At 65.9% G+C, this 16399-nt stretch carries 13 protein-coding genes; 1 reads left to right on the forward strand and 12 read right to left on the reverse strand.

Annotated elements, in window-relative coordinates:
* Nucleotides 1-140 precede the first annotated feature (140 nt).
* Nucleotides 141-1868, forward strand: coding sequence for a sigma-54-dependent Fis family transcriptional regulator (locus NMQ14_RS01950; protein WP_257092979.1), 1728 nt, complete (start codon nt 141-143; stop codon nt 1866-1868).
* A 498-nt stretch (nt 1869-2366) separates the two neighbouring features.
* Here NMQ14_RS01950 and NMQ14_RS01955 read toward each other — a convergent pair whose 3' ends face one another.
* The 12 genes from NMQ14_RS01955 to dmpE form a co-directional block, all read right to left on the reverse strand.
* Nucleotides 2367-3449: an aromatic ring-hydroxylating dioxygenase subunit alpha gene (locus NMQ14_RS01955; protein WP_257092980.1), complete on the reverse strand. Its 1083-nt coding sequence runs from the start codon at nt 3447-3449 to the stop codon at nt 2367-2369.
* Nucleotides 3450-3522: 73 nt separating this feature from the next.
* Nucleotides 3523-4455 carry a 2Fe-2S iron-sulfur cluster-binding protein gene (locus NMQ14_RS01960; protein ID WP_373457171.1) on the reverse strand — a complete coding sequence of 311 codons (933 nt, stop codon included), beginning with the start codon at nt 4453-4455 and terminating at the stop codon, nt 3523-3525.
* Between the two features lie 512 nt (nt 4456-4967).
* Complete coding sequence (locus NMQ14_RS01965; RefSeq protein ID WP_257092982.1) at nt 4968-6269, reverse strand: DUF1329 domain-containing protein; 1302 nt, start codon at nt 6267-6269, stop codon at nt 4968-4970.
* A 53-nt stretch (nt 6270-6322) separates the two neighbouring features.
* Nucleotides 6323-8323, reverse strand: a complete 2001-nt coding sequence (locus NMQ14_RS01970; RefSeq protein ID WP_257092983.1) for a DUF1302 domain-containing protein — start codon at nt 8321-8323, stop codon at nt 6323-6325.
* Nucleotides 8324-8413: 90 nt separating this feature from the next.
* The gene (locus NMQ14_RS01975; protein WP_257092984.1) at nt 8414-10834 is read right to left on the reverse strand and encodes an RND family transporter; all 2421 of its coding nucleotides are present in this window, start codon (nt 10832-10834) and stop codon (nt 8414-8416) included.
* A complete protein-coding gene (locus NMQ14_RS01980) occupies nt 10831-11802 on the reverse strand; it encodes a YCF48-related protein (protein WP_257092985.1) in 972 nt (323 codons plus the stop codon). The genes NMQ14_RS01975 and NMQ14_RS01980 overlap by 4 nt, the downstream gene beginning before the upstream one ends.
* 68 nt (nt 11803-11870) lie before the next feature.
* Nucleotides 11871-12062, reverse strand: coding sequence for a 4-oxalocrotonate tautomerase (locus tag NMQ14_RS01985; RefSeq protein ID WP_020165926.1), 192 nt, complete (start codon nt 12060-12062; stop codon nt 11871-11873).
* Between the two features lie 31 nt (nt 12063-12093).
* Nucleotides 12094-12882, reverse strand: coding sequence for a 2-oxo-3-hexenedioate decarboxylase (gene dmpH, locus NMQ14_RS01990; RefSeq protein WP_257092990.1), 789 nt, complete (start codon nt 12880-12882; stop codon nt 12094-12096).
* A gap of 3 nt (nt 12883-12885) precedes the next feature.
* Nucleotides 12886-13926 (reverse strand): 4-hydroxy-2-oxovalerate aldolase, encoded by a 1041-nt coding sequence (gene dmpG, locus NMQ14_RS01995; protein WP_257092992.1) that lies wholly within the window; start codon nt 13924-13926, stop codon nt 12886-12888.
* A 144-nt stretch (nt 13927-14070) separates the two neighbouring features.
* Complete coding sequence (locus NMQ14_RS02000; protein WP_257092994.1) at nt 14071-14988, reverse strand: acetaldehyde dehydrogenase (acetylating); 918 nt, start codon at nt 14986-14988, stop codon at nt 14071-14073.
* Nucleotides 14985-15599 carry a carboxymuconolactone decarboxylase family protein gene (locus tag NMQ14_RS02005; RefSeq protein ID WP_257092996.1) on the reverse strand — a complete coding sequence of 205 codons (615 nt, stop codon included), beginning with the start codon at nt 15597-15599 and terminating at the stop codon, nt 14985-14987. The genes NMQ14_RS02000 and NMQ14_RS02005 overlap by 4 nt, the downstream gene beginning before the upstream one ends.
* 10 nt (nt 15600-15609) lie before the next feature.
* A complete protein-coding gene (dmpE, locus tag NMQ14_RS02010) occupies nt 15610-16395 on the reverse strand; it encodes a 2-oxopent-4-enoate hydratase (protein ID WP_257092998.1) in 786 nt (261 codons plus the stop codon).
* Nucleotides 16396-16399: the final 4 nt, after the last annotated feature.

Genomic DNA, 16399 nt, shown 5'->3' on the forward strand with positions numbered 1-16399 from the left:
TCGAGTTCCACATGGTTTCGTATTCGAAGATTTGACAAAAATCTCGACATTATTGGTCGGTGATCTCATGATTTGCGGAATCGCACCGGTCCTCCCCTTGCCGCATTTCCGGCAATGTTCACATCGTCGCCAAGTCCGAAATGTCACGCTCCTCGCCACGCGGCCCGCTGACCGCCATCACCGACACCATCGACGATCGCGGGCTGGCGAAGAACGTCCATTTCGTGCCGGACAGCGGCCATATTCTGCTGTTCGATCAGCGCATGCTCCTGATGCATGGCTTTTCGGTCGCCGCGCTGCGCCACGAACTGGTCGAACGCCTGGGGCTGGACCGGACGCGCGAACTGTTCACCCGCATGGGCTATCAGCAGGGCGTTGAGGACGCCCGCTGCCTGCGCGAGGCGGAAGGCAGCGATCTGACGCGCACGCTGGCGCTCGGTCCGCGGCTGCGCGAGATCGAAGGCTTCGTGCGCAATCAGGCGGTCGAGCGCATGCAGTTCAACACCGACAGCGGCGAGTTCTGGGGCGACTACTACTGGCAGGCCTCATGGGAGGCTGAAGCCCACCTCAAGCACTTCGGCATCAGCGGCTCGCCCGCCTGCTGGATGATGACCGGCTACGCCAACGGCTTCACCACGACGATGATGGGCCGCCCCATCCTGTGGCGCGAACTGGAATGCGTGGCGATGGGTCACGCACGCTGCCGCGTGATCGGTCGGCCGCTGGAGGAGTGTGAGGACAGCGCCGACGATCTGGGCTTCTTGCGCATCGAGGACTTCGTGTCGGCGCCGCGCGGCCGCCAGACAGGGGGCGAGGCCGCGGCCGCCGCCGCGAGCCTGCCCGACCTCGTCGGCGCCTCTGCCGGCTTCAACTCGGTCGCCCACCTGATACGGCGTGTCGCCCCGACCGACGCCACTGTGCTGCTGCTGGGCGAAAGCGGCGTCGGCAAGGAGCGCTTCTCGAAAACCCTGCACGCCATCGGACCGCGCGCGAAAGGACCTTTCGTCGGCGTCAATTGCGCCGCCATCCCGGCCGAACTGGTCGAAGCCGAACTGTTCGGCGTCGAACGCGGCGCCTTCACCGGCGCGCACGCATCGCGGCCGGGCAAGTTCGAGCGCGCGCACGGCGGCACCCTCTTCCTCGACGAAATCAGCAGTCTGCCGATGCCGGCCCAGGGCAAGCTGCTGCGTGTGCTGCAGGAAGGCGAGGTCGAGCGCGTCGGTGACACCCGCGTGCGGCCGGTGGATGTACGCATCGTCGCCGCCGCCAACCGCGACTTGCGCAATGAGGTCGCCGCCGGCCGCTTCCGCGAGGATCTGTTCTTCCGCCTCAACGTGTTCCCGATCGAGATACCGCCGCTGCGCGAGCGACGCGAAGACATTCCGCTGATGGTGAATGTGTTCGTCGAGCGCTACGCGAAACGCTTCGGCAAGCGCATCGCCGGCCTCACTCAGCGCGCCGCCGAGGCGCTCCGGGCCTACGACTGGCCGGGCAATGTGCGCGAACTGGAGAACATCGTCGAGCGTGCGGTGATACTGGCCGACGACGGCGGCAATCTGGATGTGCAGCACCTCTTTTCGGGCGGCGAACGGCTGACCCAGCCCATGTTCAATCTGTCGGCCGGCGGCCGGCTCATGCGCGAAGCGGGCGCCGCGACGCAGGATGCCGATCATCGGCAGGACGATCTGGATGCGCACATCGCTTCGCTGGTCAACGCCGGCCTGCGCTTCGACGAACTGGAACAGCGCCTGCTCGACCATGCGATGACGCGCACGGGCGGCAACCTGTCGGCGGCGGCCCGGCTGCTCGGGTTACGGCGCGGCCAGTTCGAATACCGGGCAAAGAAGCGGGTGCCCGGAGTGGCGTGATCCGCCGCGACCCGGCGGGCGGGGGCTGCTCCGGATGACTCGATGGACGGGGTCGCCGTGCATGCGAGGTGCCGGGTTTGCATGGGCTAGCGGAGTGGAAAGGGTGGGTGTTGGGCATCGCTGCGCTCACCCCAACCTACGGCGGCGTGGCCCATGCGTAGGTTGGGGTGAGCGCAGCGATGCCCAACGCCACCCGTCAACCCGCGCGGCCGCGAGCCCGGCACCCCGATCCGGCCCCACCACAACACTCGCGCCGGCCGCGAGCCCGGGTTGGAACGGAAACGGTTTTCGCAGGAGCGGGCCCTGCCCGCGATACGGTCTGGAGAAACCACCGGCATCTGATCAACCGCCACATCGCGACCACTGGCCGCTCGCCCTCACCCGGCGCTTCGCGCCCCCCTCTCCCGCTGATGCGGGAGAGGGAAGAATCCTCCGCGGCTACGCCCCTCGGCCACATCGGTGGGAGAGGGCCGGGTTCGCACACCTGAGGGCGCCTGCTCAACCTACGGCGCGCAGCGCGCCGAGGCGCTCGGCGTCGATCAGCTTCTGCAGCAGCTTGCGCACGCGCACAGCGGCGATGTCGTTGCTCATCAGCACCGGATTCAGGGAGAAGAAGTCGGTCGTGCCCATCTCGTCCTGCGTGGCCTGGATGACCGGTCCGTCCTCGTTTTCGAAGGCGGCATGCATGGCCCGTATCTTCATTGCGTTGTATCCGGCGTTGTCGACGTCGTGATTGCGGCGGGTCGCGAAGTAGTAGTGCGTCTTCGTCGCCGACTCGGGCGTGCAGGTATGCAGGTCGTATTGGCCGGTGCAGTGATCGAGGTCCAGCGACCCCTCGCCCTGCAGGGCGCCGACCGACAGCTGGATGTTGGCCGGCGGCGTCCAGGTGATGTCGAAGAAGTGGCGGGCCGGAGCGGTTGGCTCCGGCAGAAAGTCGGCGAAGATGAGCATGGCCGGTGTCTGCGTCCACTCCCAGCGCGCGTTCACGCTGGCAATGCCCTCGCTCACCGCCGGCACCTGCGGCGACAGCTGGCCGCGGGTGCTGATGATTTCGCTATGCACATGGTCGATGTGGCTCAGGTCCATCACGTTGTCGATGATGAGTTCGTAATTCACGTCCATGCGCATGTAGGTGTGCGCCAGCGCGTTCGGGTGCCCGTCGTCCAGCGGACCGAAGTCCGGCAGTCTCGCCGGGTCGGCCCGTGCTGCGTCGCCCATCCAGATCCACACGAAGCCGTACTTCTCCAGCAGCGGAAAGCTGCGCACCTTCGCCGCCTTCGGGATCAGGCCGTTGCCGTGCGGGTTGTGCGTGCAGGCGCCGCTGCAGTCGAAGCGCAGCGCGTGATAGGCGCACACGACGTCGTCGCCGATGCGCTTGCCAAGGTGCAGCGGCGCGAAGCGGTGCGGGCAGCGGTCGTGCAGCGCCACCGGCGTGCCGTCCGCCCTGCGGTAGATGAGCACCGAGGTGTCGAGTATCCGGCGGTGAAACATGCCTTCGGCCGGCACCTCGCTGGACAGCGCGGCGACGTACCAGCAGTCCGTCATGAACTCGACCTTCTTCTCCAGTGCCTTTGCTTCCATTGCGTTGTCTCCTCCGTCTTGTGGTGATGCGCCCGGCGAACACCGGGCGTCGGGATGTGCCGTCGGCCGCCGATCAGAGATCGAGCACCAGCACGGCGGATTTCGAGCGCGAGCAGCAGGGCGTGAAGCGGTCGTTCGCCGCCTTCTCTGCATCGCTGAAATACAGGTCGCGGTGATCCGGCACGCCGTCGAGCACCGGCGTGATGCAGGTTCCGCAGATGCCCTGTTCGCAGGACAGCGGCACTTCGATGCCGTGTGCCGCCAGCGCGGCCGCCGCCGTCTGGCCGGTGGCGACCGGCACGAGGCGGCCGCTGCGCGCGAGTTTGATCTCGAAGGCTTCGTCGCCGTTGCGCGCCACCTCGGCGGCGAAGGACTCGGCGTGGATAGTGGCGTCGGCCCAGCCGGCCGCGCGAGCGCTGTCGATTACGTGGTTCATGAAGCCCTTCGGCCCGCACACGTAGAGATGGGTGTCGGCCGCGGGGGCGGCCAGCACGGCGGCGGCATCCAGCCGCTGCCCTGCGTCGCCGTCGTCGAAATGCAGGCGCACTCGATCGGCCCAGGCCGCGTCGCGCAGCCGGTCGAGGAAGGCGGTGCGCGCCGGCGTGCGGCTGCAATAGTGCAGCGTGAAGTCGCGGCCGCCGTGCGCCAGCTGCTGCGCCATCGCCAGCAGGGGCGTGATGCCGATGCCGCCGGCGAACAGCAGCGAATGACGCGCCGCCACCAGCGCGAACAAGTTGCGCGGAGCGCCGATGCGGATCTGCATGCCTTCGTGGAGGTCGGCATGCGCGCTGGCTGAACCACCCCGGCTCGCCGCATCCAGCAGGATGCCGATCTCGTAGCGCGCGCGCTGCGTCGCGTCGCCGAGCAGCGAGTACTGGCGCACCAGCCCGTTGGGCAGTTCGACGTCGATGTGGGCACCCGCGCTGAAGGTCGGCAAAGGCTCGCCGCCCGTGGACACCAGTTCAAGCGCGATGACGTCTTCTGCGGCCTGCACGCGTCGTGCAATGCGGACCTGAAACAGGGCGTCCCTCACCGCTCGCCCTCCCGACGCGCGTCGCGCGTCCCACCGGGCACGCATGCGCCGTTTCGCCTGTTCTGCATCTTTCCTCCCGATTCTTGTGATGCGCAGTCCGTGCCTGCGCAAAATGGAGGATTGCAACGAGCGTGCCAGGGAAGGGTGGATTTCAGGCAATTGTTTTTTAAGCGAATTTTTGCTGACAAACGCGCCATGACAAGGAGGCGACCATCGTTTTCTCATTTGAGTGAATCGAGGTCGTCAAATGAGGAAATTGCGGGATCGCCCCGCGCTGTCGGGCATCGCTGCGCTCACCCCAACCTACGGCAGGTCGGCCACTGATTCCCTCGTAGGTTGGGGTGAGCGCAGCGATGCCCAACAGCTACGTGGCCGGCACGGTACCGGTGAAAAAAAACCCGTCCCGGGCAAAAGCCTGGACGGGGTATGAACCCGGAGGGCCGGGAACGAGGAGCGTTGTACGGGCCCGGGGCCCGTACCGGGTGTCAGTTGCCGCTGCGCATGTTCTGCACCTGGAACAGGTTGGCCGGGCTCAGCTTGGGATCGACCTTGCCCTTGAACTGGCCGGTCGTGCAGTGCTTGGCCTGCACGTCCACCATCGAGAACGAATCGTCGAGTGCGACGCCGGTGCCCTTGTTGACCGGAAGGTGAAAGTCCGGGTGCGCCTTGCCGATGGTCCAGGTCTTCCACAGCTCGCCCTTGCGGTCGTACACCAGGGTGCGCGAGGCGCCGTAGACCTGGGCGTCGAAATGCATGACGCGCTTGCCGACCGGGTGGTTGCTGTTGACCGGAACGGACTCGACGATGTGCACCTTGCGCAGTTGCCAGGTGATGTCGGGGAAGCACTCGCCCTGGCCAGTGAAGCTCACGTACTTGTAGCCGTCCTCTTCCTTGAATTCGTCCGACAGCTTCATGTCGTTGTGCTTGTAGTAGGGCATCAGCAGGTTCTTCGTGCCGACGAACTTCCACTGCATATCCGACACCCGGCTTTCATACCCTTCGAAGTCCTCGATCATCAGGTCGGAGCCGAGAAAGGCATCGGTCACCTGTCCGGCCGCGAGACGGCGTACGCGGCGCTGAAAGCCGAGGTAGAGGTAGGCATCGTCGAACTTGGTGTCGTCTTCGTACTTCTGGATCAGCAACTGCGTGTTCTTCAGATCCTGTGGCTCCAGCACCTGGGCGTAGATGGCGCGGTAGAGGTTGGCGGAATTCGGCGTCACTTCGGGCGTCGGTGCGTGATCGGTGCGGTGCTTGAAGTTCAGGAAGAAGAAGTTGAACTTCAGCGTCCGCTCAAGCTGACCGGTCGTCATGTTGCGGTACTTCCAGTAGAACGGATGGATGGCGGCGTTGTCGCCCCAGTTCGCACCGTACTTGAAGTTCCACGCCACCTTTTCGCCGGCGCGCGGGTCCGAAGTGCTGGGCTCCTCCGGGAACGGACGGCCACCGGAGAAGCCTTCGATCTGGCCCACATTCTCGCCCAGCTTCGTCTTTCCCAGATTGCGCTTCGTCGCCTCGACATAGCCCTTGGGGTTCGGGAAACTCAGTGTTTCGCCGACCTTGATCTGGTACCAGCCGTTCTTGATCACCATGTACATGCCGGCGTCCAGTGCGTCCTTGAACTGGTCGACGTTGTCCTTGTTGATCGTCATGCCGGCACTCAGGCCGGCGAAGGTCGGAAAGCCCTTCTTGTAGGGCTCGAAGGCGGTTTCGACGTCGGCTTCGCCAGCGGCGAAGCCCTGTGAGCACAGTCCGGCTGCGAGCAATCCGGCGGCAATCAGCTTGTTCATTGCGTGCGTCTCCTGTGAAGCCGGGGCGCACGCCCCGGCACTGCGGTGGATGGTCAGAACTTGTAGCGGAGGGTTGCGTAGATCTCGTCTTCGGCCCACGCGGCGCCGATCGGGCCGGCGCGGAAGCGGCCGAGCGGTTCGAGGCCGGCCAGGCCACGCGAGAAGGCCTGGGTCGGATCGCCGCCGTAGTTGCCCGAGGTGAAGGGCGGCCACGGGTTGCAGGCACGGCAGTCGTCGTACTTGTAGCGGTCGTTGTCGCTGCCCAGCTTCACGTTGGCGCCGATGGCAAACTTCAGGTTGTCGCTGAGCAGCCACTCGACCTGCGGCGCGGCGACGGTCGCCTGCGCGCGGAAGTCATGCGCGAAGATGATTTGCGGACTCAGCCGGTCGTTCTTCAGGAATGCCTTGACGAGCAGCGTGCCAATCACGTTGTCCTCCCAGTCCGGGATGCCGATGCGGCCGCCCATCGGACCCCGACGGTCGTCATGGTTGAAGATGTGCTGGAAGAAGAGCTGGCCGGAGATGAGGGTCGTGCGACGCGGGTTGATGAAGGGTATGAAGGTGGGCCGGTCGATGCCGATCACTGCCCGGAGCACGTTGTTCTCCGAATACAGTTCGGCCTTGGAGGTGTTGGCGAATTCCTCGCCGTCAGTCAGTGCAGCCTCGACGCGCACCGCGGCGTCTGCGGCTTCCCATTCGAAGTCCATCGATCCGCCGATCAGGTTTACCCGCGGAAAGTGCATGTCGAACGAGATCAGGTAGGGCCAGGATTCACGGAACTCGCCGGTGAAGCCGTTCGTGCCTCGCCTTGCGCCACGCAGGCTGGGCAGTTGCGAGCGATAGGTCAGCGCGTTCAGCGAGAACGACAGTCCGCCCTTCGTGACGCCCTCGTACTTGATGCCGAGCTGCGTGTTCTTCAATTTCCAGCTCGGCAGGTGAACTTCGTTCAGGCCGATCTGACCCGGACCGAAGTCGGTCGCCAGGAACGCATCGGGGACGCCGGGCAGGTTGGCAAAGTTGGCCACCGTGCCGCCGTTGTCCCACAGGTTCTTCATGCCACGAAAGAAGCAGCCGGCGTCGAGGATGACGTTGGCCGTGCCGCACTGGCCCAGGTTATTGGCGCGGAACTGGTCGAAGTTCCACACCACCTGCAGATTGCGCTCCTGCATCGACTCGCTGCCGCCCATGCGGTACTCGGCCTGCACCATCCACATCGGAATGCGGATGTCTTCCAGCTCGTCGTAGATGTTGTTGCGCGAGTAGTCCACCGGGTTGATCACGTCGAGCACCCGGAACAGGTCGGTACGACCCCACACCACCTGCTGCTTGCCGATCTTCAGGAAGATGGAACGCTGATCGTCCAGCGTGAAGGTCTTCTTGACATACGCTTCGCGGATGAAGTCCAGCCGGGAATTGAACTCGGGCGACTCCAGTTCCGAGCGCTTCTTGTCGCCATACCCACCGAAGTCGGTACATCCGCGACTGTCATAATCACAGGGGCGGACGGGCACACCGAAGGCAGCGCCGCCCTCGACGTCGTGCCACCGGTCGCCCAGCACGCGCAGGCCATCGTTCGGATTGACGTTGGTGTCGAAGCCGAGGAACGGAGTATCGATCAGCCCGTTGTCGCCGACCACGCCCTGGCCATGGGGCGTCGCGCGCGTGCCGCCGAAGGCGCCCGATGGATCAGTGGTGTCGAGATTGATTGCACCACCCGCCTCCTTTCCGTACTGGTCATCGTTGATGCGATAGACGCCATCCCACGTGCCGCGCAGCACGCCGTGGAATTCCCAGCCGTTGTTCAACTCGCGGTCGAGCTCGACTTGCACCGTATTGCGGAATTTCGACAACCCGACGGTACGGTTGGTGTTGTCCTTTCCACGAAAGCGGGTGTCATTCTCGTAATAGACATCAACCTTCCACTTCGGGGTGCTGCTGCCCAGGTCGGGCAGGTTGTTCTGGGCGAGCGCATTCAGCGTGACGAATGCGCACAGCGCACCTCCCAGCCCGGCACGGGCCATGAGATGGTGTCTCGTCTTGTATGTATCCACCATGTCCTCCTCCTGTTTGTACTGCTATCGCACTGCCGACTCTCTCTGATGTGCCAGGCCGGTTGCCGGTCCGGCGGATTCGAAGCGGTCCGGTCAAGCCGCGGCGCGGGCCATGTCACACGATGCGTCGTCCTCTTCCAGCACGCCGTCCTCGTCGTAGTGGGTGGCCACCACGAAGTGCGGGCGGAACACCACGCACCAGGCGGGAACGATGAGCATCGCGGCCAGCGCATTGACGACCAGCATGAAAGACAGCAGGACAGCGGCATCCGACTGGAAGCGCAGGTCGGACATGAAGATCCACATGACGACGCCGGCGATCAGCGTCGCGGCGGTGAAGGAGACCGCATAGCCCGTGGTGGCGACCGCATTGACGACCGCACGGTGGATGCTGCGGGTGACCGCCATTTCCTCCCGGATGCGGTCCATGAAGTACACCGCGTAGTCGATGCCGACACCGACGCCGACCGCGATCACCGGCACCGTGTTCACGCTGATGCCGATGTCGGCCCAGCCCATGTAGGCATAGGTCATGACGGTGGCGAACAGCATGGGCAGCACCATGAGCCAGCCGGCGTGCAGCGACTGGTAGTAGGCCATCACCAGCAAGAAGGCCAGCAGCATCACCGCCGGAATGATGATCATGTGGTCGGTGTGCAGCGCCTGATTGGCCGCCGCGGTGACACCGATGATGCCGCCGCCCGGTTCTATCTTCAGGCCGGGCACTTCGGCTTCGATGCGCGCCTTGCCCTCTTCGGCGAGTGCGACCACCCGGTTGATCGTCTCCGCCTGGTGGTCCTTGTAGAAGAACACCATGTTGGCTTCGTTCTCGTCCGGGCTGATGTACTCCTTCAGCGCGCCCGGGATCGGGCTGGACGCCATGTAGGCGAACATCAGGCCGCCCACCTCGTCGGCGTTGTCCGGTATCTGTGCCCAGCGCGGGTCGTCGTTGTGGGTGAGCTGGTTCACCACGCGCACCACCCCCGGCAGCGCACGCGCGCCGCCCAGTGTCGGGTCGGACAGCATGTGCGCCTGGAAGCGCTCGATCGCGTGCATCACCTCGGGCCGCTTGATGCCGCCCTTCTCTTCGGTGCGGGCGACGATGTGCAGCTCTTCCGAGCCCGGGAACAGCGTGTTGATTGCTGCCGTCGATACGTTGTAGTCGTGGTCGCGGTTCAGCAGCGGGCTGCCGGGTTCGGATTCGCCGAGCTGCACCTTGGCCACGTACCAGCTGCCGACGATGACGCAGGCCAGCGACGCGAACAGGATGGCGCGCGCGCCGCCGTCGGTGCCGCCGGTGCGCGCCATCGCGTTGCCGAGGAAGTTGCGCACGCCCTCGTTGGCGTTCTCCATCGTCTTCGGCTGCGGCAGCACGGTCAGCGCCAGCGGCACCATGAAGTGCACCGTGAAGATGACCGAGAAGCCCCAGAAGCCCGCAGCCAGACCGAGCTTGTAGTTGAAGGGTGCGGCACCGAGCATCAGCACCGCAATGCCCACCGCGTCGACGATGATGGCCAGCGAACCGGGGCGGAACAGCGCATCGAGCGCGTTGCGTGCCGCCTGCCGGCCGTTCTTCACGACCGCCAGTTCCTCGTAGTAGCGCACCACCAGCTGCACGCCGTGCGAGGTGGCACGGGCGGCGATCAGGAAGGGTATGGGCAGCGACAGCGGTTCGAGGTTGATGCCGGCCAGCGCCATGAAGCCCAGACCCCAGATCGACGACAGCGCGATGCCCAGCAGCGGCAGCGCAATGCCGTACAGGCGACGGAAGTAGACGATGAGCAGCGTCGCCAGCAACGCCAGCGTCCAAGCGAGGATCTGCACGATCTGGTCGAGGTAGGTGTAGACCCAGCCGGTCAGCACCGGATTGCCGGTCACGTGCACCTTGTGGCCGTCGCGCGCCAGCGTGTCGCGCACGGTCTGCAGCGCGGCGAAGGTTTCGACGTAGTCGAGATCGCTCTCGTTGAGCTGCGCCTTGATCAGCGCCGCCTTGAAGTCCGGCGACACCATCAGGCCGTAGAGGTTGGGGTTGGCGATCACGTCGCGCTGCATCTGCGCGAGTTCGTCGGCCGAATAGGTCTTCGCCGGGTCGTAGTAGGGCTGCGACACGAAGCTGCCCTCGGGCGACAGGAACACCTTGCGCGCGGTGCGGTGGGTCAGCGAGGACACCAGGTTGTGGTTCACGCTGGGCAGGTTGTCCACGCCCTGGGTCGCTTCATGCACCAGCTTCAGCGTGTCGTTGTTGAAGATCGTGCCCTGCTCGACTTCGATCGCCATCACGATCATGTTGGCGCCGCCGAAGTTCTCCTTGATGCGGTTGTAGGTCTGGATGTAGCTGTGTTCCTGCGGCAGCAGGTCGGAAAAGTCCGAATAGATGCGCAGCTTGGGCAGTGCGGCGGCGAAGGCCAGCGTGACCAGGAAGATCATGCCGAGCACCCTCTTCGGGTTGGCGAAGATCCACTCTTCGGCCTTGTGCAGCGCATGGGTGATGGACTTGCGGATCGGGGCGATCATTTCGCTGCTCCGTGTCTGGATGAACTACCGTCGCCGACGGCACGCAGCAGGCCGCCCGGCCCGCCGATCAGAAGGGTGTTGTGCGCAAGGACGGACGCGCCCGCCGAGAGCGGTACCGGGCGCGCGTCGGCATAGGCGATGCTGACCCACTCGTCGCCCTGCAGCCGTACCACGGCGCCGCCAGCGCCCACCGCGTGTGGCGTGCCGGCGTGCATGAACACGCGGTACAGCGGCGCACCGGAGCGATTCACCTGCGGCGTCCAGGAGACGCCGCCATCGATGGTCTTCAACACCTGCCCGGCCAGGCCGGTCACCCAGCCTTCGCTGGCCGACACGAACAGCGCCGCATACGGGTAGAACTCTTCCGGCAGCGCACCACGCTTTGCCCAGCTCTGACCGCCGTCGGTGGTGACGACGACGGTGCCGAACTCGCCGGTGGCAAAGCCGTTCAGTTCATCGACCATCTGTACCGTGGTGATCTGCAGGTCTTCCTGCAGGTCGGTCTTGACCCAGCTCTTGCCCTGGTCGTCGCTGCGCACGATGAGCGCACCGGTACCGGCGACCCACCAGCGGCCCTGGCGGTCGCAGTGCACGGCCAGGGCGGTGTGCGGTGCCTCCAGCGGCTGCGCGGTCCAGCCGGACAGCTGCGCATCGGCCGTCCACACTTTCCGGTAGAAATCGATGGCGATGAAGCGACCGTCCGGGCACACATCCATGCCGGTGATCGACGACGGGCCGGCGAGGGGCTGGCGATGCCAGCTGCGGCCGCCGTCGGCCGACACCAGCACCGCGCCGCTGCGGGTGCCGGCAGCGACCTTTTCGCCGTGCGCGGCCAGCGCCTGGATGGCGTCGTAACGCTGTACCGGCTTCTGCGCCTCGGCGCGCGCGGCCGACAGGTCGGGTGCCTGGGTGCAGCCTGTGGCGAGCGCAGCGCAGACGGCCAGCGCCCTGAATCCGTGATGGTTCATGTATTTCTCCTCCTTGCCCGGCTCTGCGGCCGGGTCGTCGATGGGGTATGTCGCTTGAGGCTGCGGGGCTAGCGCCCGAGGTCCTTGGCGCTGACGCCGCCTATGCCCCAGTGGGACTTCGGCACCTCGACGATCATTACGCGCACCGCTTCACGCGGTGCGCCGACCGCCTCGACCAGCGCCTGCGTCACCTTCTCGATGACGGCGCGCTTCTGGTCCTCGGTCCGGCCTTCGATCAGGTTGATCTGTGCGAATGGCATCGTTCATTTCTCCAGGGATAGCGAAGGGCGGTCAGACGAATCGGACACTGGTCGAACCGAGCGACTGGATGCGCAGGCTCACGCGGTCGCCGGCGGCCACCGCGACCGCCTCGGTGATGCCGCCGGACAGGATGAGCGTGCCCGCGGGGATCTCTTCGCCGCGCCGGCCCAGCATGTTGGCCAGCATGGCGATCGCCGCCGCCGGGTGGCCAAGCACCGCGGCACCGGCACCGAGCGCCACCGGCTGCCCGTTCTTCTCCAGCACCACGCCCAGCGTGCGCAGGTCCAGCCCCTCGACCGGCGTGGCGGTGCCGCCGGTGACGAAGCGGGTGGACGAGCAGTTGTCGGCGACCACGCTCTTCAGGTCGAACTTGAAGTCGCGGTAGCGCGAATCGATGATTTCGATCGCCGGAACGACGAAGTCGGTGGCGGCGAGCACGGCGGCGATGTGGCAGCCCGGGCCCCTCAGCGGCGCCTTGGTGACGAAGGCGATTTCCGGCTCGACCTTGGGGTGGATGAGCTTCTTCGTATCGATGTCGCCGCCGTCGGCGACCGCGAAGTCATCGACCAGGAAGCCGAACACCGGGTCTTCGACGCCCATCTGCTTCATCTTGGCGCGCGAGGTGAGTCCGGCCTTTAGGCCGACGATGCGCGCCCCGCGCGCCAGCTTGCGGGCGCGGATCGCGTCCTGCACCGCGTAGGCGTCTTCCCAGTCCATGTCCGGGTAGTCGTCGGTCACCTTGGTCGTGTCGCGCGCTTGCAGTTCGCAGTTTTCGAGGCGCTCGGCGAGCAGCGCGATGGTGGTCCGGTCGAGGTTCATCGCTCAGCCCTCCACCGCTGCGGTCGCCCGCTCGCGCGCCATGGTGATCGCGGTGTCCTCGATCATGTCCTCCTGCCCGCCCACCATGCCGCGGCGGCCCAGTTCCACCAGGATGTCGCGCGACGCGATGCCGTACTTGGCACCGGCCCGCTTGGCGAACAGCAGGAAGGAGGAATAGACGCCGGCGTAGCCCAGCGTCAGCGAGTCGCGGTCGATGCGCACCAGGTGCTCCATCATCGGCAGCACCAGGTCTTCGGCCACGTCCATGATCTTGTACAGATCGACGCCGGTTTCGATGCCCATGCGGTTGGCCACCGCGACGAACACCTCCAGCGGCGTGTTGCCGGCGCCTGCGCCCAGGCCGTTGGTCGAGCCGTCGATGCGGCTGGCGCCCGCCTCGATCGCGGCCAGCGAATTGGCCACGCCCATCGACATGTTGTGGTGGCCGTGGAAGCCGATCTCGGTTTCCGGGCGCAAGGCCTGGCGCACCGCGGTGACGCGCGCCGTCACATCGTCCGGCAGCATGTAGCCGGCGGAATCGGTCACGTACACACAGTTTGCGCCGTAGCTTTCCATCAGCCGGGCCTGCGCGACCAGCTGCTCCGGCTCGATCATGTGGGCCATCATCAGGAAGCCCACGGTGTCCATCTCCAGCTTGCGCGCCAGACCGATGTGCTGTTCCGACACGTCGGCTTCGGTGCAGTGGGTGGCCACGCGTATCGTATGCACGCCCAGTTCGTGCGCCATGCGCAGGTGCTCGACGGTGCCGATGCCGGGCAGCAGCAGCGCCGACACCTTGGTGTTCTTCATAGCCGGAATCACCGCGCCGAGATATTCCTCGTCGCTGTGCAGCGGGAAGCCGTAGTTCACCGAGGCGCCGCCCAGGCCGTCGCCGTGGGTGACCTCGATCAGCGGCATGCCCGCCTCGTCGAGGCCGCGCGCCACCGCCAGCATCTGGTCCAGCGTGATCTGGTGACGCTTCGGATGCATGCCGTCGCGCAGCGTGTTGTCGTGCAGCGTGACTTTCTTGCCCTTGAGATTCATGGTGATGTCCTTCTGGTCAGTTGCTCCATTGCGCTGCCCATTCCTCGACAGACGAGAGGGCGACGCGCCGCCCGCCGGGCCGCCCCAAGGGCGAGCGCAGCCCCCTCGGGGGGCAGCGAACGGAGTGAGCGTGGGGGTTTCATTTCAAGCGGGGACGGGCTCGAGCGAGAGCGAGCCGTTCAGGATTTCTTCGGCGAACATCTCGGCCGTGCGCGCGGCGGCGGCGGTCATGATGTCGAGGTTGCCGGCGTACTTCGGCAGGTAGTCGCCGAGGCCGGCGACTTCCATGAAGATGGATACGCGGTGGGTGTCGAGGTCGATCACCGGGCCATTGACCAGGCGGTACCCCGGCACATAGGCCTGCACCTGGCGGATCATGTCGTGCACCGATTCCTCGATCTCGGCCGCGCGCGGCGCCGACTCGGTGATGCAGTGGATGGTGTCGCGCATGATCAGCGGCGGCTCGGCCGGGTTGATCACGATGATGGCCTTGCCCTTCGCCGCGCCGCCGACGCGCTCGATGGCGCCGGCCGTGGTGCGGGTGAACTCGTCGATGTTCTTGCGCGTGCCCGGGCCGACCGAGCGACTGGATACCGTGGCGACGATCTCGCCGTAGCTCACCGTCTGTACGCGCGACACCGCCGCCACCATGGGGATTGTGGCCTGGCCACCGCAGGTGACCATGTTCACGTTCATCTCGCGCTTGCCGACGTGTTCCTTCAGGTTCACCGGCGGCACGCAGAAGGGGCCGATGGCGGCGGGCGTGAGGTCTATCATCATCACGCCCAGCGCATTGAGCTTGCGCGAGTTCTCGGCATGCACGTAGGCGCTGGTGGCGTCGAAGGCGATCTGTATGCCGTCCGCCTTGACGTGCGGCAGCAGGCCGTCGACGCCGTCACTGGTCGTCTTGATGCCCATGTCGCGGGCGCGCGCCAGGCCTTCCGACGCCGGGTCGATGCCGACCATCCAGACCGGCTCCAGCACCGGGCTGCGCTTCAGCTTGTACAGCAGGTCGGTGCCGATGTTGCCCGGCCCGATCAATGCACACTTGATCTTGTTCATGCAGGGATGTCCTCGTCTCCGGCGGCATGCTTGCCGGCGGTCCAGCCGGTGTTCGCGAGCACGCTGCCGGCGGTTTGAAGGGGCTCGGACTCAAGCGTCGTTGCCAGTGAATCGTTCCAGCGGTTGAAGAAGCCGAACAGCGCGATCACGCCGAGCAGCTCGACGATCTGGCCCTCGTTCCAGTGCGCACGCAGGCGGGCGAACAGTTCGTCGCTCACGTCGTTCGGCTGGCTGGCTGCGGCCAGCGCGAAATCGAGCGCCACGCGTTCGGCGTCGGTGAACAGCGGGCTGCTGTGGTAGTCGGCGATGGCCGCCATCTTTTCCGCGGCCACACCGTGGCGCAGCGCGCTGGTGGCGGTATGCGCACGGCAGTACAGGCAGCCGGCCGCCATGCTGGCGACGTGACCGATCAGGCGCTTGAAGCCCAGATCGACCTCGCCCGCCGGGTCATACACGCCGCGGCTCAGCGCGATCAGCCCCTTCGCCAGTGCCGGCCGGTAGGCCATCGTGCGCAGGCTGTTCGGCACGAAGCCCAGCGTGCGCTCGAAGAAGGCGAAGTCGGCCGCCATGTCCGGCGTGGACTCGATGGAGAGGGGCGCGATGCGTGCCATGGCGTCGGTCCTAGACGAAGCGCACCGAGCAGCCGCCGAGGCCACCGATGGCGATGCGCAGGCTGTCGCCCGCCTTGACCGGAATGAGGGCGGCGAGCGAACCGGACAGGATTACCTCACCCGCCTTGAGCGGAATGCCGAGACGGCCCAGCGTGTTGGCGAGCCAGACGACAGCGTTGACCGGATGGCCGAGCGCGGCCGCGCCGGCACCGGTGCCGACAATGTCGCCATTGAGCTCCAGCACCATTCCGCACAGGCCGAGGTCCAGATTGCGCGGAGACACCGCGCGGTCGCCGAGCACGAACACGCCGCACGAGGCGTTGTCGGCCACCGTGTCCTGGATGCGGATCTTCCAGTCGGTGATGCGCGAATCGACGATCTCGAAGCAGGGCATCACGCACTCGGTGGCGCGCAGCACGTCGGCGCCGGTGACGCCCGGGCCGATGATGTCGTGCTTCAGGATGAAGGCGATTTCGCCTTCGGCGCGCGGCTGGATCAGCGAGTCGGCGGCGATCGATTCGCCCTCGTTGTAGATCATGCCGTCGAGCAGGTAGCCGAAGTCCGGCTGGTGCACGTTCAGCATGTTCTGCACCACCTTCGAGGTGACGCCTATCTTCTTGCCGACGATGCGCTCGCCGGCATCCAGCCGGCGCGAAATCATGCGCTGCTGGATGTGGTAGGCATCCTCGATCGTGATGTCCGGCTCGCGGCTGGTCAGCGGCGCCACGGTTTCGCGGGTGGTGAGCGCGGCGTACAGCTCGTCGCCGTAACGCTGGATCTTGTCGGCTTGCATCATGTCC

Source organism: Methyloversatilis sp. XJ19-13 (assembly GCF_024580155.1).
Classification (GTDB): Bacteria; Pseudomonadota; Gammaproteobacteria; order Burkholderiales; family Rhodocyclaceae; genus Methyloversatilis.